This is a genomic window from Janthinobacterium lividum, assembly GCF_011601275.1.
Lineage (GTDB): Bacteria > Pseudomonadota > Gammaproteobacteria > Burkholderiales > Burkholderiaceae_D > Janthinobacterium > Janthinobacterium lividum_E.
In genome coordinates, this window is sequence record NZ_JAAOLY010000007.1 from 1 (window position 1) to 14,358 (window position 14,358).

A 14,358-nucleotide genomic window follows, 5' to 3' on the forward strand; every position below is an offset into this window, starting at 1 on the left:
CCCCGCCACCGGAGCGCGATTCACCCACCCCAGCCAGCGAAAGCCACGCCGAGGAAATCCTCGATGAAGCGCTGAAGGAAAGCTTTCCGGCCAGCGACCCGATCGCCATTGCAACACCCAAACCGCCAAGCAAGCCACCTGCCGGTAGGTCGTAAGTCGGCGACACCACCGTCGCCAGCCCCCGCCATGGCGGTTTTTTTATGCCTGCACCGCATCCAAATGGCGCTCCCGTGCGTAGATGGCTATGCCATCACCTGGTTTGTTACCACGCGGAAAGGGAAAGCCATGCGGCATTACAGCAAAAAGACGGATCTCATGGACCAGCGCCTGTATCTGGCCCAGCGCATCGACCGTGCCGATGCGCGCCTGCGGCGGCTGAACGAGGCGCTGGCCGATGCGGCGGCGCGCGAACGCTGTGCACGCTGGATTACCGCCTGGGCCGTGGCGGCGGGTGCCGACGCCCCGCGCGGCATGAAACTGCGCATCCGCGGCGAATTTATTTTGCTTTAGTAAGCAAAAAGCCCCGCCGGGCATTGCGCCGGGCGGGGCTGTTCAGTCCGTACTGCGGCCAGTTGAACTAGTCGCGGTACTGCTCGGGCGTCGTGTCGCCATCGGCGATTTCATACCACATCGCATTGAGCACGGCGAAGGTCGCCGCCAGCGGAAGACCCAGTATCCAGGCGAAATACCACATAGTTAATTCCTTTCGTAAATTCTTAGTAGGCGTGACCGCTGTCGTCTTCGATGGCTTTGCCGTCAACCTTACCCCACAACACTTTATATACCCACGTCGTGTAGGCCACGATGAGGGGAATAAAGATGGCCGTGACGACCAGCATGATGAACAGGGTCATGTGGCTGGACGAGGAATCCCACACCGTCAGGCTGGCGCGCGGATCGATCGACGATGGCAGGATGAACGGGAACATGGCCGCGCCCACGCTGAGGATGATGCCGGCGATGCTGGCCGCGCTGGCCAGCAAGGCGGGCACTTCGCGGCGCGCGCGCAGCAAGGCGAACGCCAGCAAGGGGCCCAGCAAGCCCAGCGCAGGGGCGATCCAGGTCCACGGATGGGCGGCAAAGTTGAGGAACCAGGCCCCTACGTGCACTTGCGCCATTTTCAGCATCGGGTTCGACGGACCGTCGACGATGACGGCGCTGGTGACGCGGTAGCCATCGACCCACAGCCACAGGGACACGCCGGCCAGTGCATACAGCACGACGGTGGCGAGCGCCGCCACGCTGCCGTAGCGGCGCGAACGTTCAGCGACAAGGCCATCCGTCTTCACTTGCAGCCAGGTGGCGCCGTGCATCACCAGCATGGCCACCGAGACGAGGCCGCACAGCAGCGCGAACGGGTTGAGCAGCGCAAAGAAGCTGCCGTCATAGAAGATGTGCATGTCCGCCGAAAAACGGAACGGCACGCCTTGCAGCACGTTGCCGATCGCCACGCCGCAGATCAGGGCAGGCACGAAGCCGCCCACGAACAGGGCAGCATCCCAGCGGGCGCGCCAGCGGGGATCTTCGCGCTTGCTGCGGAACTTGAACGCCACGGGACGCACGATCAGCGCCACGAGGATGACGAACATGGCCAGATAAAAGCCCGAGAACGAGACGGCGTACAGCTGCGGCCAGGCGGCAAAGATGGCGCCGCCGCCGAGGATCAGCCACACCTGGTTGCCTTCCCACACGGGACCGATGCTGTTGATGATGACGCGGCGCTCGAGGTCAGTCTTGCCGGCGAACGGCAGCAGGATGCCCGTGCCCAGGTCGAAGCCGTCCGTGATGGCAAAGCCCACCAGCAAGATGCCGATCAGCAGCCACCAGATCAGGCGCAGGGTTTCATACGAAATCATTTCATGCAAAATCATGGTCTGCTCCTCCTCAGGCGCGTTGAGTATGAATGGCTGCGGCCGCTGGCACGGGGGCCGGCGCCTTCTCTTCCGGCCCCTTGCGGATGGCCTTGAGCATGAGCTTCATTTCGATAATCAACAGCACGGTGTAGATGGCGGCAAAGCCGGCGATGGTAATCAAGAGGGTCGAAGCGCCCAGGTTCGAGACGGCCACGGCAGTTGGCAGCACGCCTTCGATCACCCACGGCTGGCGACCTACTTCGGCCACGATCCAGCCCGCTTCAATGGCCACCCACGGCAGCGGGATGGCGAACACGGCCAGTTTCAGCAGCCAGCGGTGCTTGTCCAGCGTACGGCGCGTCGACAAGATGAAGAAGGTGCCAGTCAGCAAGATAAAGAACATGCCCAGGCCCACCATCACGCGGAAGGACCAGAACAATGGCCCCACGGGCGGCACGGTATCGAGCGCTGCCTTGCGGATCTGCTCGGGCGTGGCCTGGCGCGGGTCGTCGACATAGCGCTTCAGCAGCAAGGCATAGCCCATGGACTGGCCTTTCGATTCGAACATGTCCTTCGCGTCTTGCGGCACGGGACTGCCCGGCGCCACGCTGCGGATGGTTTGCAGCGCGTCATACGCCTTGATGCCATCCTTGATCAGCAGTTCGCCACGGTCGACCAGTTGCTCGATGCCGGGGATTTCCGTCGACAGCGAACGCGTGCCGATCAAGCCCATCACCATCGGGATGTGCACGGCGTAGTGCGTCTCGCGCGCTTTCGCGTCGGGGAAGCCGAAGGCCGTGAAGGCGGCCGGGGCCGGCTCCGTCGTCCACATGGCTTCGATGGCGGCCAGCTTCATCTTTTGATGTTCGGACGACAGGTAGCCGCTTTCGTCACCGAGCACCACCACCGACAGCGAGGCGGCCAGGCCGAACGAGGCGGCCACCGTCATCGAACGCTTGGCCAGTTGCACGTGGCGGCCCTTCAGCAGATACCAGGCGGAAATACCCAGCACGAACACGGCCGCGGCCGTATAGCCGGCCGACACCGTGTGCACGAATTTCGCCTGCGCCACGGGGTTCGTCAGCACGGCGCCGAAATCCGTCACTTCCATGCGCATCGTTTGCGGATTGAAGGCCGCGCCGACGGGATTTTGCATCCAGCCGTTGGCGATCAAAATCCACAGGGCCGAGAAGTTCGAACCGATGGCCACCAGCCAGGTCGTGACCAGGTGGCCCCGCTTCGACAGCTTGTCCCAGCCGAAGAAGAACAGGCCGACGAAGGTCGCTTCCAGGAAGAAGGCCATCAAGCCCTCGATGGCCAGCGGCGCGCCGAAAATGTCGCCCACATAATGGCTGTAATAGCTCCAGTTCATGCCGAACTGGAATTCCATGACGATGCCCGTCGCCACGCCCATGGCGAAGTTGATGCCGAACAAGACACCCCAGAACTTGGTCATGTCGCGCCAGATGGGGCGGTTCGTCATCACGTAAACCGTCTCCATGATGGCGAGGATCACTGACAGGCCGATCGTCAGGGGAACGAATATAAAGTGGTATAGAGCTGTCAGCGCGAACTGCAGTCTGGATAAAACGACAATATCGAAGTCCATATGATTTCCTTGGTGTTTCCCTACTGTGTGTAAACTTGGTATCTATCTGATGCGATTCGATTGGTTCCGCCGCCCTCACGCTGGCGTACGGACCGCCTGTGTCTCCGTTCCGTTTTAGTCTCCGCGCAAGCCCGCCAGGGCAGTCTCGAAGGCTGGTGTGCCACGGCGCGCGTCACCCACGATGCGACCATCGCGCAGGCTGAGCAGCCGGTCCGCCAGCGCCGCTTCGCGCCGCAAGTGGGTTGCGATCAGCAAGCTGCGCCCTTCGCTGCGCGCGCGCAGGCGCTGCAGGACGTCGGTCGCCGTCTGCGCATTCAGCGCTTCCGTCGCTTCGTCCAGCAGCCACAAGGTCGATTCATGCAGGAACAGCCGCGCCAGCGCCAGGCGCCGCGCCTGGCCGCCCGACAAGCCCAGGCCGCCCTCGCCCAGCATGGTGTCCAGGCCGCTCGCAAACGCACGCACTTCCTCGTCCAGGCCGGCCGACTGCAGCGCCGCCCACAGTTGCGCATCGCTGGCGGACGGGGCGGCCAGGCGCAGGTTGTCGCGCAAGCTGTCCTGGAACAATTCCGTCTTCTGCGTAAACAGGCAGGCGCGCGACGCGCTCACCGTGCCCGACAGTGGCGCCAGTTCGCGCGCGGCGATGGCCAGCAGCGTGGACTTGCCCGCGCCGCTGGGGCCGATCAACGCGACGCGCTCGCCGGCCGCGATGTGCAGAGAAATATCATGCAAGATGGCGGCATGGCTGCCCGCGTGCGCGGCGCTGACGTGCTCCAGGCGCAAGCCTGGTGCGGCATCAAAAGGCGGCGCGCATACATCTTCGCAATCCAGGCGCGGCGCCAGACGCCGTACGGCCAGCAGCATGCGCCCCGCTTCCAGCGCGCCGCGGCGCAGTCCCGCAAACGGTTCCACGGCCGTCAGGGCGATCAGCAAGGCCAGGGCCGCCAGCGGCAAACTCATCGTTTGCTGTTGCACCAGCGCGGCCACGGCCAGCAACACGCCAGCCAGGGTCGCACTGCCGGCCACGCCATACGCGGCGCCGGCCGCCGTTTCCAGACGCAGCAAAGCAAAATCGGCTTGCGCCAGCGAGCGGTCGATCTGCCCCAGCGCCGCACATTGGGCGTCGATGCGGCCCGCCATCACGAGATCTGTCTGGCCTGCCACCAGATCGATGGTGCCGGAACGCAGTTTTTCGATGGCGCGCGAGCGCACGATGGCGGGACGGCGGGCGCGGCGCGCCACGATCCAGCCGATGCCGCCACCGGCGGCCAGCAGCCATGCGGCCAGGCCCAGGCCCAGCTGCCACTGCATCACGCCCAGCGCCACGCTGGCCAGCAAGGCCGCGCACAGGGCCGTGAAGGCAGGCACGAGCAGGCGCAAGTACAGCGATTCAAGCGCGTCGATATCGGACGTCAGGCGGAACAGCAGCTTGGCGGGCTGGCGCAACAAGCGGCTGGCCGCTCCCGGGCGCGACCAGCCGCGGAACAGCCGCACGCGGATGCTGGCCAGCGCGGCGAACGTGGCGTCGTGCGTGACGAGCCGCTCCGCATAGCGCGAACCCGTGCGGCCGATGGCCAGCAGGCGGATGCCGGCCGACGGACCGAACACGTCGAACACGATGGCCGTCGAAGCATGCAAGCCGGCAATCGACGTGGCCGTGATAAACCAGCCGGACAAGCCCAGCAAGGCCATGCCGGCCACCGCTGTCAGGGCCGCCAGCATGGCGCCGCCGATCAGCTTGCCGGGCTGGGCCAGCAGCAATTGGCGCAGGACGGGGTTCGATATGAGTGAAGTTCTCATGCGCGCAACTCCTCTGCCTGCGTCGGTGCAGCGACCTGCACGGTGCGCTGCAGGCGGCCGGCCAGCACGGGGTCGTGCGTGGCGACGATCATCGTCTTGCCTTTCGCCAATGCCAGCAGGGCGTCCGTCACGCGCGCCGCCGTTTCGCTGTCCAGGTGGGCCGTCGGTTCATCGACCAGCAGCAAATCCGCATGCGGATGCAGGGCCACGCGGGCCAGAGCCAGGCGCACGGCTTCGCCGCCGGACAAGCCTTGGCCGCCATCGCTGAGCATGACGGCCGGCTGGGCCTGCGCCACCTTGGCCAGGTCGGCCAGGTGCAGCGCCTGCGTCACTTGCGCGGTGTTCGCACCCACGCGGCCCAGGGTCACGTTCTGGCTGACGGACGCGGCAAACACGTGCGGACGCTGGCCCATCCAGGCCATGCGCTGGCGCAAGGTATTGACGGTGCGTTCGTTCAAGCGCACGCCGCCGATGCGGATGTCTCCGCCGCTGGCGGGCAGCAAGCCGGCCAGCAGGGAAAGCAAGGTGGTCTTGCCGGCGCCGCTGGCACCGAGCAGGGCCACGTGCTCGCCCGCGCTCACCTTCAGGTCGAAGCCGTCGAACACAGGCGCTTCGCAAGGATGAGCAAAGCGCAATTGCTGGAGTTCCACGGCGGGCGCCGCAGCCACAGCCATGGCGGCGGCGGAGACGGCCGCCACTTCCACGCCAAAGCCAGGTAGCGGCACGCCATAGGCCGCCAGGTCGTGCAAACCGGCCAGGCCCGCTTCGCCGGCAGCCTTGTCGTGCCAGACGGCGGCCAGTTCGCGCAGGGGCTCGAAGAACGCAGGCGCCAGCAGCAGGATGAACATGCCCTGCCCCAGGCTCAGCTCCCTGCCCCAGGTACCGAAATTGATGCTGCCCAGTAAGGAAAAACCGATGAAGGCGGCCACCATGGCTACACCCAGCGCGGAAAACAGTTCCAGCACGGCGGACGACAAAAAGGCGATGCGCAACACCACCATCGTGCGCCGACGCACGGATTGCGAGGAGGCATCGAGCCGTTCGGCCGTGGCGTCGACGGCGTCGAGCGCGCGCAAGGTAGCCAGGCCGCGCAGGCGGTCCAGCAGAAAGGCATTCATGCCGCCCATTTCCACCATCTGCGCGCGGCTGGCCGCCTGCGCGCCCATGCCGACGAGGGCCATGAAGACGGGAATCAGGGGCGCGGCGATGAGCAGGATCAAGGCCGCGATCCACGACAGCGGCGCCACCACGGCGAGGATCACGAGCGGCACGAGCATGACTTTCCAGCGCGCGGGCTTGTAGCGCACCAGGTACGGCACGATGGCTTCGGCCTGCTCGGCGATGACGCTGGCCGCCTGGCCCGACTGGGCGCGCTGGCGGTCCAGCGGCGAACGGCGCGCCAGCGCTTGCGCCACCTGCGCGCGCAAGGTGGACAGGTGCGCGCGCGCCGCCGCATACATGCGCCGCGCGCCCCATGCTTCGCAACCGGCGCGCAGCACGCCCAGCAACAACACGCCAGCGGCCGGCAACAGGACGGCGCGCCAGCCGGCGCCGTCGAGCATGGCTTGCACGGCCCAGGCCAGCAAGGCCGCTTGCGGCAGCCACAACAAGGCGGCGCCCCCTTGCGCCAGGCTGGCGGCGCGGGGAAGAATAAAGCGGGGCAAGGACAAGGGTGTGGTCGGCATCTTCTATACTTCTTGAGTTTTCAGAATTTTCTGTAAATTCGATATTTTGTATAATACTGCGAAACATGACATATATCAATTGACCCCATCAGTATGGCGTGAAAAAATTCAGATAATTATGAAAACTCAACATATCCAAATGACGCCGCTGATCCTGACCTTCGTCAGCCATTTCGGCGAGATGGGCAGCCGCTGGGGCTTTAACCGAACGGTGGGACAAGTCTACGCCTTGTTATTTGTCGCGGAGCACCCTTTGCACGCGGATGAAATCGCGGAGCACCTGAGTTTTTCGCGCTCGAACGTGAGCATCGGCTTGAAGGAATTGCAGGGCTGGGGCTTGATACGCCAGTCGCGCATCCCCGGCGACCGGCGCGAGTATTTCTCCTCGCTGGGTGACGTATGGCAAATCTTCCGCGTCGTGGCCGCCGAACGTCGCCGCCGTGAAGTGGCGCCTACCCTGACGGTGCTGCGCGAATCGCTGCTGGCACCGGCCACGGAACCCGTCGATCAATATGCGCAGGAGCGCATGCGCGAAATGTATGAACTGGTCGACCTGGCCAACACCTGGTTCGACGATTTGCAGCGCCTGTCGCCCGAATCGATGGCGCAACTGATGAAAATGGGCGCCAAGGTACAAAAACTGCTCAATGCCAAGGATCGCCTGTTTGGCGTCAGCAACAACAGCGACTGAAGTCCCCCCTCCCCCCGAAGCCGAGACGCCGCCTGCACAAGCTGGCGCGCCTTGTCACGCCGTTTCTTGACGTCATGTTGGCTATCGCTAGCACAGCCATGCATAGCCGTATGCGATGTTGTCAACCAAACCAATAGAATTATTAAAATTGTATTAATTTATATCAAGAGTAAGCTTTCATTTGCGTACTTGCTACGCGCAGGAAATAACTAAAAACGGGCAATGGGATGACTTCCCCGGCATGCAGGGACGCGTCCCAACACGATGAAGCGACTGTCTCAAGCACAAGGGGATTTTCATGAAAAGCGTAAAGAGCATTGCCATCAAGGCATCCATGCTGGCCGCAATGGCCGTACTGGCAAGTGCGGCGCAAGCCGCCACCTGGGTCGATGTCGGGCCGGCCAGCGGTTTCGTCATTGCCGGCAGCACCGTCACCTATTCGCCATCGCCGGCACTGCAGGTGAAATATTATGACGATAATCTCGTGCCACAGAGCCCCCCGGACATCCAGGGTTATATCAACGGCGTGTTCGGCACCAGCCTGGGCGCCGCCGTCTCGTATTGCGACAACGCCACCTCGGGCTGCACTGCCGGCACCACGGCAGGCTTGAGCGGCGGCGTCAACTCCTATACGAGCGCGGCCGCCTATGACTTCCTGGCCATCCACTTCGGCCAGGGCGAACTGGTATTCCACTGGGCCGCTCCCGTGGCTGCCGGCACCACCTTCACGGTGGCGGGCCTGCCCAAGGACCTGAGCAATTACCGGGCCTTCATTTCCGCCGTGCCGGAACCTGAAACCTACGCCATGCTGCTCGCCGGTCTGGGCCTGCTGGGCTTCCTGGCACGCCGCCGCCAGGGAAAGTAAGCGTCATCTGCGGCGGCGGCGCACCAGCGTCCGCTGCCGCCCTCAACTCTAGCAGCCTGTTTACACCGCGCTTGCGGCGCAAGAGCCGCTTTTTACACCATCTTTAGACTCCCCTCGCTATGCTCGACGGCATCCACTGCTGAACGACGAGGGAGTACTCATGCATGAACTACCGTTTCAACCACGCGCGCGCAGCGTGATCCGCCAGCACCTGCCCGTACGGGAAAGGCTGCGCCTGGCCCGGCTGGCCAGCAAGAAAATCGGTTCGGTATTGTCTGCGCTGCTGTGCGCAGCGCCGCTGTTGTATTTACTGAGCGTGGCGCTGTTTGCGCAGCCGTGACACGGCCTGCAGGCGAACAATAGAGAGAAATGAAGAGTGATGGCAATGCGACAGGCTGTCGCATGCATGACCAGCATGAGCTGGTCCGCCCAGAGGGAATCGAACCCCCATTCACGGTTTAGAAGACCGTTGTCCTATCCGTTGAACGATGGGCGGAAAGGTGCAGCATTTTAATCCATGCGCGCCGGCAATGAAATGCCTGCGCGGAATAGAAAACGGGCTGTCATCTCTGACAGCCCGCTTATGACTTTGGTCGGAGTACAAGGATTCGAACCTTGGACCCCCTGGTCCCAAACCAGGTGCGCTACCGGGCTGCGCCACACTCCGAAGACAAGATAATAACGTCCCCACACAATTTCGTCAATTGCCATAGACGAATTAGATGGAAATAACTATCTGCCCTGCCCTGTCGCCGCCCCTTAAGCGCCGACTTTATCGGCTATGCGGCGCGCCATGCTCTCGGCCTTCTCTTTATCTTTCGCTTCCACCATCACGCGGATCAGCGGTTCCGTACCCGAAGCGCGGATCAGCACGCGGCCCGTATCGCCCAGCTCGGCCTCGACCAGTTCTTTCTCGGCCACCATGGCGGCATTTTTTTGCCAGTCGAAACCGGGCGCCACACGCAGGTTGATCAGGGTTTGCGGGAACAGCACCAGTTCGGCCAGGCATTGCTGCAGGCTCTGACCGCTGCGCTTGAGCGCGGACAACACCTGCAGCGCGGAGACGATGCCGTCGCCCGTCGTGTGCCGGTCCAGGCACAGCAAATGGCCCGAACCTTCGCCGCCCAGTATCCAGCCCTTTTCCTTCATGACTTCCAGCACGTAGCGGTCGCCCACCTTTGCGCGCGCAAAGCCGATACCCTGCTGCTTGAACAGCACTTCCAGCGCCATGTTGGTCATCAGGGTGCCGACGGCACCGGCCACGGGGCCTGTTGCCAGGCGATCCTTGACCATCACGTACAACAACTCATCGCCGTTGTACAAGCGCCCCGTGGCGTCGCACATGATCAGGCGGTCGGCGTCGCCATCGAGCGCGATACCGAGGTCCGCGCCGTGCTCGACGACAGCCTCGGCCATGGCCTTGGTTGCCGTGGCGCCGAAACCCGCATTGATATTGAAGCCGTCAGGCTTGTTGCCGATGGCAATGACTTCCGCGCCCAGCTCATGGAACACGTGCGGGGCGATATGGTAGGCGGCGCCATGCGCGCAATCGACGACGATCTTCAGGCCGCGCAAGTCCAGCTCGTTCGGGAAGGTGCTCTTGCAAAATTCGATGTAGCGGCCTTGGGCATCGTCCAGGCGCTTGGCCCGGCCCAGCTTGTCCGACGCCACGCAAGACATGGGCTCATCGAGCGCCGCTTCGATTTCCAGTTCCACGCTGTCGGGCAGCTTGGTGCCCTGGCCGGAAAAGAACTTGATGCCATTGTCGTGATACGGATTGTGCGAGGCGGAAATGACGACGCCGGCCGACAGGCGCAGCGCCCGCGTCAGGTAGGCGATCGCCGGCGTCGGCATAGGGCCGGCCAGCATCACGTCCACGCCAGCGGCCGACAGGCCCGCTTCCAGCGCCGCTTCCAGCATGTAGCCGGAAATGCGCGTGTCCTTGCCGATCAGTACAGTCGGATGTGCCTTGCCGCCTTGCGACTTGGCCAGCACCTTGCCGGCCGCATAACCGAGGCGCATGACGAAATCGGGGGTGATCGGTGCCGTGCCCACCAGGCCGCGGATGCCATCGGTGCCAAAATATTTACGCGTCATAGTTTTCTCTTTTTGTTGTTTATAATGAATCTTACAGGGTCAGTGCGCCATGCGCCAGACCTTCAGTGCATCGACGGTTTCAGCGACATCATGCACACGGATAATTTCCGCACCTTGCGCTACAGCAGCAAGCGCACCGGCAACACTGCCGGCCAGGCGCTGCTCGACGGGACGCCCCGTGACGGCGCCTATCATCGACTTGCGCGACAAGCCGGCCAGCACAGGCAGGTCCAGTTCGCTGCGCAGCTGGCGCGTGGCGCGCAGCAAGGCGTAGTTCTGTTCCACCGTCTTGCCAAAGCCAAAACCGGGATCGACGCACAGGCGTTCGCGGGCGATGCCGGCCGCCGTCATGGTGTCGATGCGCTCGCGCAGGAAGTCGATGACTTCGCGCACCACGTCTTCGTACTGCGGCTGGTCCTGCATGGTTTGCGGCACGCTTTGCATGTGCATGATGCACAGCGCGCAATCGCTGTCCTGCACGGCGTCGATAGCGCCCGGCGCGCGGAAACCGTTGATGTCGTTGATCATGTCGGCGCCCGCCAGGATGGCTTCGCGCATCACTTCAGGCTTGTACGTGTCGATGGACAGAGGCTTGCCGCAGTCGCGCAAGGCGTACAGCACCGGCATGACGCGCGCAAGCTCGTCTTGCAGCGGCAGCGGCGGCGCGCCGGGGCGGCTCGATTCGCCGCCGATGTCGATGATGTCGACGCCGTCAACAATCATCTGCTCGGCGCGCGAAATAGCAAATTCCAGGTGTTGATACTGGCCCGCATCGGAAAACGAGTCGGGCGTGATGTTCAGGATGCCCATCACCAGCGCCTGCGTGCCCTGCAGGTTGAAGCCGAAACGGCCGAATTGCAAATAGTGTCGCATGTGAATCTTTGTAGTCGTCAGGAAAAAACTGCTGCGGCAACGAAAAAGGGCAAGGATTGCTCCTTACCCTCGTTCTTGCCATACCCTTGCGCGCCGCCCGTCAGGGCAGCCGCTATCAGGCTGGTGCCGTCACGTTCGGCGAGATGCCGCCCGTGCCGCTGTCGCCCGCATTGCGGCGTGGCGGGATGACTTTCGGCGGACGCGGCTCCAGGCCGGCCATGATGTCATTGATTTGCTCTGCATCGATGGTTTCCCATTCCAGCAAGGCTTTGGTCATCATTTCGACCTTGTCGCGGTTGCCTTCCAGCAAAGTACGCGCCAAAGCATATTGCTTGTCGAGAATGTTGCGGATTTCAGCATCGACCTTTTGCTGGGTCGCTTCCGAGATCGTCTTGGTGGCGCCACCGAAGAAACCTTCGTTTTCGCTGTCTTCGTAGACCATCACGCCCATGCTGTCGGACATGCCGAAGCGGGTCACCATGGAACGGGCCAGCTTGGTGGCGCGCGAGAAGTCGTTCGACGCGCCGGTGGACATTTGTCCCACGAAAATCTCTTCGGCGATACGGCCGCCGAACAGGATGGAAATTTCTTCCAGCATCTTGTCCTTGTAGGCGGACAAGTTATCGTGCTCCGGCAGCTGCCACGTCAGGCCCAAGGCCCAGCCGCGTGGCATGATCGTCACTTTATGCACGGGATCGGCCTTCGGCAGCAGCTTGGCGACGACGGCGTGACCGGACTCATGGTAAGCCGTATTGCGACGCTCTTCCTCGCGGATGATCATCGATTTACGCTCAGGACCCATATAGATCTTGTCTTTCGCGTCTTCGAAGTCCGCCATTTCCACCAGGCGCTTGCTGCGGCGGGCCGCGAACAGGGCTGCCTCGTTGACCAGGTTGGCCAGGTCCGCGCCCGAGAAACCAGGGGTGCCGCGGGCCAGGATATCGGCTTTCACGTCGGTACCGATAGGTACTTTACGCATGTGCACGTTCAAGATCTGCTCACGGCCGCGGATATCGGGCAAGCCGACGGAAACCTGGCGGTCGAAACGACCCGGACGCAGCAAGGCTTTATCGAGCACGTCGGCACGGTTGGTGGCGGCCACGACGATCACGCCGGAGTTCGCTTCAAAACCGTCCATCTCGACCAGCAACTGGTTCAAGGTCTGTTCGCGCTCGTCATTGCCGCCGCCCATGCCGGCGCCGCGGTGACGGCCGACAGCATCGATCTCATCGATGAAGATGATGCATGGCGAATGCTTTTTCGCGTTTTCAAACATGTCGCGGACACGACTGGCGCCCACGCCGACGAACATTTCCACGAAGTCGGAACCGGAAATCGAGAAGAACGGCACCTTGGCTTCGCCGGCGATGGCGCGCGCCAGCAAGGTTTTACCCGTGCCCGGAGGACCGACCATCAGCACGCCGCGGGGAATGCGGCCGCCCAGTTTCTGGAATTTGCTCGGATCCTTGAGGAAGTCGACCACTTCGTTGACTTCTTCTTTCGCTTCGTCGCAACCGGCGACATCGGCGAAGGTGACGGTGTTGCTGGCTTCATCCATCATGCGCGCCTTCGACTTGCCGAACGAGAATGCCCCGCCCTTGCCGCCGCCTTGCATCTGACGCATGAAGAATACCCAGACGCCGATCAACAGCAGCATGGGGAACCAGGAAACAAAAATAGTTTGCAGGAAAGACGCTTCCTCGGGTGGACGCACATCGAAATGCACGCCATTGTCGCGCAAGTCGCCGATCAGGCCCTTGTCGAGGCTGGTGGCGGTGGTACGCACCTTGGTGTCGTCCATCAGCTTGGCGGTGATCGACGAACCCTCGATCACGACATCCTTGACGCGCTTGGCTTTGACTTCATCCAGCAAATCGGAATAAGCGATGGCCTTGCTGCCGCCTGTGGCGCCATGACTGTCGAATTGCTTGAACAGCATGAACAACAGCAGCAATACGACTACCCAGATGGCAGATTTGGAAAACATGTTATTCACGAAGACTCCTTGGATGCAGTGCGCATCTCTTTACCTATAGCTAGAAACACGATTTTACTCGCAATAAGCGGGCCGTGCCAAAGCCCGCCGATCCGTGCGCGCGAAAAAATCGCGTTCACGCAAAAAAATGCAGTATAAACAATTTAGGCTTTTATGCCATCAGACGCTACTGCACTTCTCGTTCCCATGTGCGGATTCCCTCTTAAATATCAAGGGTGGAATCATCTTCTTCCACGGCATTTTTCAGCGGATTCTTGATTCCACGGCCCATCAGGAAGATTTCCGACGATTTATCGCGGCTGGCCTTCGGCTTTTTCTGCACCACGACCTTGAATTCGGCGCGGAATTTCTCCACGATCTGGCTGAAACCCATGTCTTTGAAACATTTCACCAGCAGGACGCCCGATGGTTTCAAATGCAATTGCGAAAATTCGATGGCCAGGTCGATCAGATGCTCCATGCGCGCGGCGTCCGCCGTGGCGATGCCCGACAGGTTGGGCGCCATGTCCGACAGGACCAGGTCCACCTTACGGCCCTGCAACACCACTTCCAGCTGGCGCAGCACGCGCGCTTCGCGGAAGTCGCCCTGGATGAAGTGGAAATCGGCGATAGGCTCCATTTCCAGCATGTCCAGGCCAATCAGGGTACCATTGACCCCGCCGCCGTCCTTGCCGGCCAGCTTGCGCCGCGTGTACTGGGCCCAGCTGCCAGGAGTGCAACCAAGGTCGACAATCACCTGGCCAGGCTTGATCAGTTTCTCGTCTTCATCGATTTCTTTGAGCTTGTATGCTGCCCGGGCGCGGTAGCCCTCTTTTTGCGCCAACTTCACATAAGGATCATTTATGTGGTCGTGCAACCAGTTTTTGTTTAATTTCTTCTTTGCCATTCGCGT

Annotated in this window: 13 protein-coding genes and 2 tRNA genes; 4 read left to right on the top strand and 11 right to left on the bottom strand. The window is 62.3% G+C overall.

Annotated features, from left to right (window positions below; translation table 11 throughout):
- Positions 1 to 285 precede the first annotated feature (285 nt).
- Positions 286 to 510 carry a hypothetical protein gene (locus tag GYK42_RS12240; protein WP_166447730.1) on the top strand — a complete coding sequence of 75 codons (225 nt, stop codon included), beginning with the start codon at positions 286 to 288 and terminating at the stop codon, positions 508 to 510.
- Positions 511 to 577: 67 nt separating this feature from the next.
- Here GYK42_RS12240 and cydX read toward each other — a convergent pair whose 3' ends face one another.
- The 5 genes from cydX to cydD form a co-directional block, all read right to left on the bottom strand.
- On the bottom strand, positions 578 to 694 hold the full coding sequence (gene cydX / locus GYK42_RS12245) for a cytochrome bd-I oxidase subunit CydX (protein ID WP_034757467.1): 117 nt from the start codon (positions 692 to 694) through the stop codon (positions 578 to 580).
- Between the two features lie 22 nt (positions 695 to 716).
- Complete coding sequence (gene cydB, locus GYK42_RS12250) at positions 717 to 1,871, bottom strand: cytochrome d ubiquinol oxidase subunit II (RefSeq protein ID WP_166447731.1); 1,155 nt, start codon at positions 1,869 to 1,871, stop codon at positions 717 to 719.
- Positions 1,872 to 1,884: 13 nt separating this feature from the next.
- Complete coding sequence (locus GYK42_RS12255; RefSeq protein ID WP_166447732.1) at positions 1,885 to 3,462, bottom strand: cytochrome ubiquinol oxidase subunit I; 1,578 nt, start codon at positions 3,460 to 3,462, stop codon at positions 1,885 to 1,887.
- A 114-nt stretch (positions 3,463 to 3,576) separates the two neighbouring features.
- Positions 3,577 to 5,259, bottom strand: coding sequence for an amino acid ABC transporter ATP-binding/permease protein (locus tag GYK42_RS12260; RefSeq protein ID WP_166447733.1), 1,683 nt, complete (start codon positions 5,257 to 5,259; stop codon positions 3,577 to 3,579).
- Positions 5,256 to 6,944, bottom strand: a complete 1,689-nt coding sequence (gene cydD / locus GYK42_RS12265) for a thiol reductant ABC exporter subunit CydD (protein WP_166447734.1) — start codon at positions 6,942 to 6,944, stop codon at positions 5,256 to 5,258. The genes GYK42_RS12260 and cydD overlap by 4 nt, the downstream gene beginning before the upstream one ends.
- 139 nt (positions 6,945 to 7,083) lie before the next feature.
- Here cydD and GYK42_RS12270 point away from each other — a divergent pair, with 139 nt between their 5' ends.
- From GYK42_RS12270 to GYK42_RS12280, 3 genes are all read left to right on the top strand, one after another.
- A complete protein-coding gene (locus GYK42_RS12270) occupies positions 7,084 to 7,635 on the top strand; it encodes a GbsR/MarR family transcriptional regulator (RefSeq protein WP_170909696.1) in 552 nt (183 codons plus the stop codon).
- A 298-nt stretch (positions 7,636 to 7,933) separates the two neighbouring features.
- Positions 7,934 to 8,500 carry an FxDxF family PEP-CTERM protein gene (locus GYK42_RS29270; RefSeq protein ID WP_240943570.1) on the top strand — a complete coding sequence of 189 codons (567 nt, stop codon included), beginning with the start codon at positions 7,934 to 7,936 and terminating at the stop codon, positions 8,498 to 8,500.
- A 160-nt stretch (positions 8,501 to 8,660) separates the two neighbouring features.
- Positions 8,661 to 8,840, top strand: coding sequence for a hypothetical protein (locus GYK42_RS12280; protein ID WP_166447735.1), 180 nt, complete (start codon positions 8,661 to 8,663; stop codon positions 8,838 to 8,840).
- Between the two features lie 81 nt (positions 8,841 to 8,921).
- Here GYK42_RS12280 and GYK42_RS12285 read toward each other — a convergent pair.
- From GYK42_RS12285 to GYK42_RS12310, 6 genes are all read right to left on the bottom strand, one after another.
- Positions 8,922 to 8,996, bottom strand: a tRNA-Arg gene (locus GYK42_RS12285).
- Between the two features lie 94 nt (positions 8,997 to 9,090).
- Positions 9,091 to 9,167: transfer RNA gene (locus GYK42_RS12290), tRNA-Pro, on the bottom strand.
- 92 nt (positions 9,168 to 9,259) lie between these two features.
- Positions 9,260 to 10,597 (bottom strand): phosphoglucosamine mutase, encoded by a 1,338-nt coding sequence (glmM, locus tag GYK42_RS12295; protein WP_046683725.1) that lies wholly within the window; start codon positions 10,595 to 10,597, stop codon positions 9,260 to 9,262.
- A 39-nt stretch (positions 10,598 to 10,636) separates the two neighbouring features.
- Complete coding sequence (gene folP, locus GYK42_RS12300; protein ID WP_166447736.1) at positions 10,637 to 11,470, bottom strand: dihydropteroate synthase; 834 nt, start codon at positions 11,468 to 11,470, stop codon at positions 10,637 to 10,639.
- A gap of 115 nt (positions 11,471 to 11,585) precedes the next feature.
- Positions 11,586 to 13,466 (bottom strand): ATP-dependent zinc metalloprotease FtsH, encoded by a 1,881-nt coding sequence (gene ftsH / locus GYK42_RS12305; RefSeq protein ID WP_035817778.1) that lies wholly within the window; start codon positions 13,464 to 13,466, stop codon positions 11,586 to 11,588.
- 202 nt (positions 13,467 to 13,668) lie between these two features.
- Complete coding sequence (locus GYK42_RS12310) at positions 13,669 to 14,352, bottom strand: RlmE family RNA methyltransferase (RefSeq protein ID WP_058050784.1); 684 nt, start codon at positions 14,350 to 14,352, stop codon at positions 13,669 to 13,671.
- Between the last annotated feature and the right edge of the window lie 6 nt (positions 14,353 to 14,358).

Coding starts and splice junctions, on each gene's coding strand:
- cydB (WP_166447731.1), bottom strand. CDS start 1,871: ATGATTTTGCATGAAATGATTTCGTATGAAACCCTGCGCCTGATCTGG.
- folP (WP_166447736.1), bottom strand. CDS start 11,470: ATGCGACACTATTTGCAATTCGGCCGTTTCGGCTTCAACCTGCAGGGC.
- cydX (WP_034757467.1), bottom strand. CDS start 694: ATGTGGTATTTCGCCTGGATACTGGGTCTTCCGCTGGCGGCGACCTTC.
- GYK42_RS29270 (WP_240943570.1), top strand. CDS start 7,934: ATGAAAAGCGTAAAGAGCATTGCCATCAAGGCATCCATGCTGGCCGCA.
- GYK42_RS12240 (WP_166447730.1), top strand. CDS start 286: ATGCGGCATTACAGCAAAAAGACGGATCTCATGGACCAGCGCCTGTAT.
- GYK42_RS12260 (WP_166447733.1), bottom strand. CDS start 5,259: ATGAGAACTTCACTCATATCGAACCCCGTCCTGCGCCAATTGCTGCTG.
- cydD (WP_166447734.1), bottom strand. CDS start 6,944: ATGCCGACCACACCCTTGTCCTTGCCCCGCTTTATTCTTCCCCGCGCC.
- GYK42_RS12270 (WP_170909696.1), top strand. CDS start 7,084: ATGACGCCGCTGATCCTGACCTTCGTCAGCCATTTCGGCGAGATGGGC.
- GYK42_RS12310 (WP_058050784.1), bottom strand. CDS start 14,352: ATGGCAAAGAAGAAATTAAACAAAAACTGGTTGCACGACCACATAAAT.
- glmM (WP_046683725.1), bottom strand. CDS start 10,597: ATGACGCGTAAATATTTTGGCACCGATGGCATCCGCGGCCTGGTGGGC.
- GYK42_RS12280 (WP_166447735.1), top strand. CDS start 8,661: ATGCATGAACTACCGTTTCAACCACGCGCGCGCAGCGTGATCCGCCAG.
- GYK42_RS12255 (WP_166447732.1), bottom strand. CDS start 3,462: ATGGACTTCGATATTGTCGTTTTATCCAGACTGCAGTTCGCGCTGACA.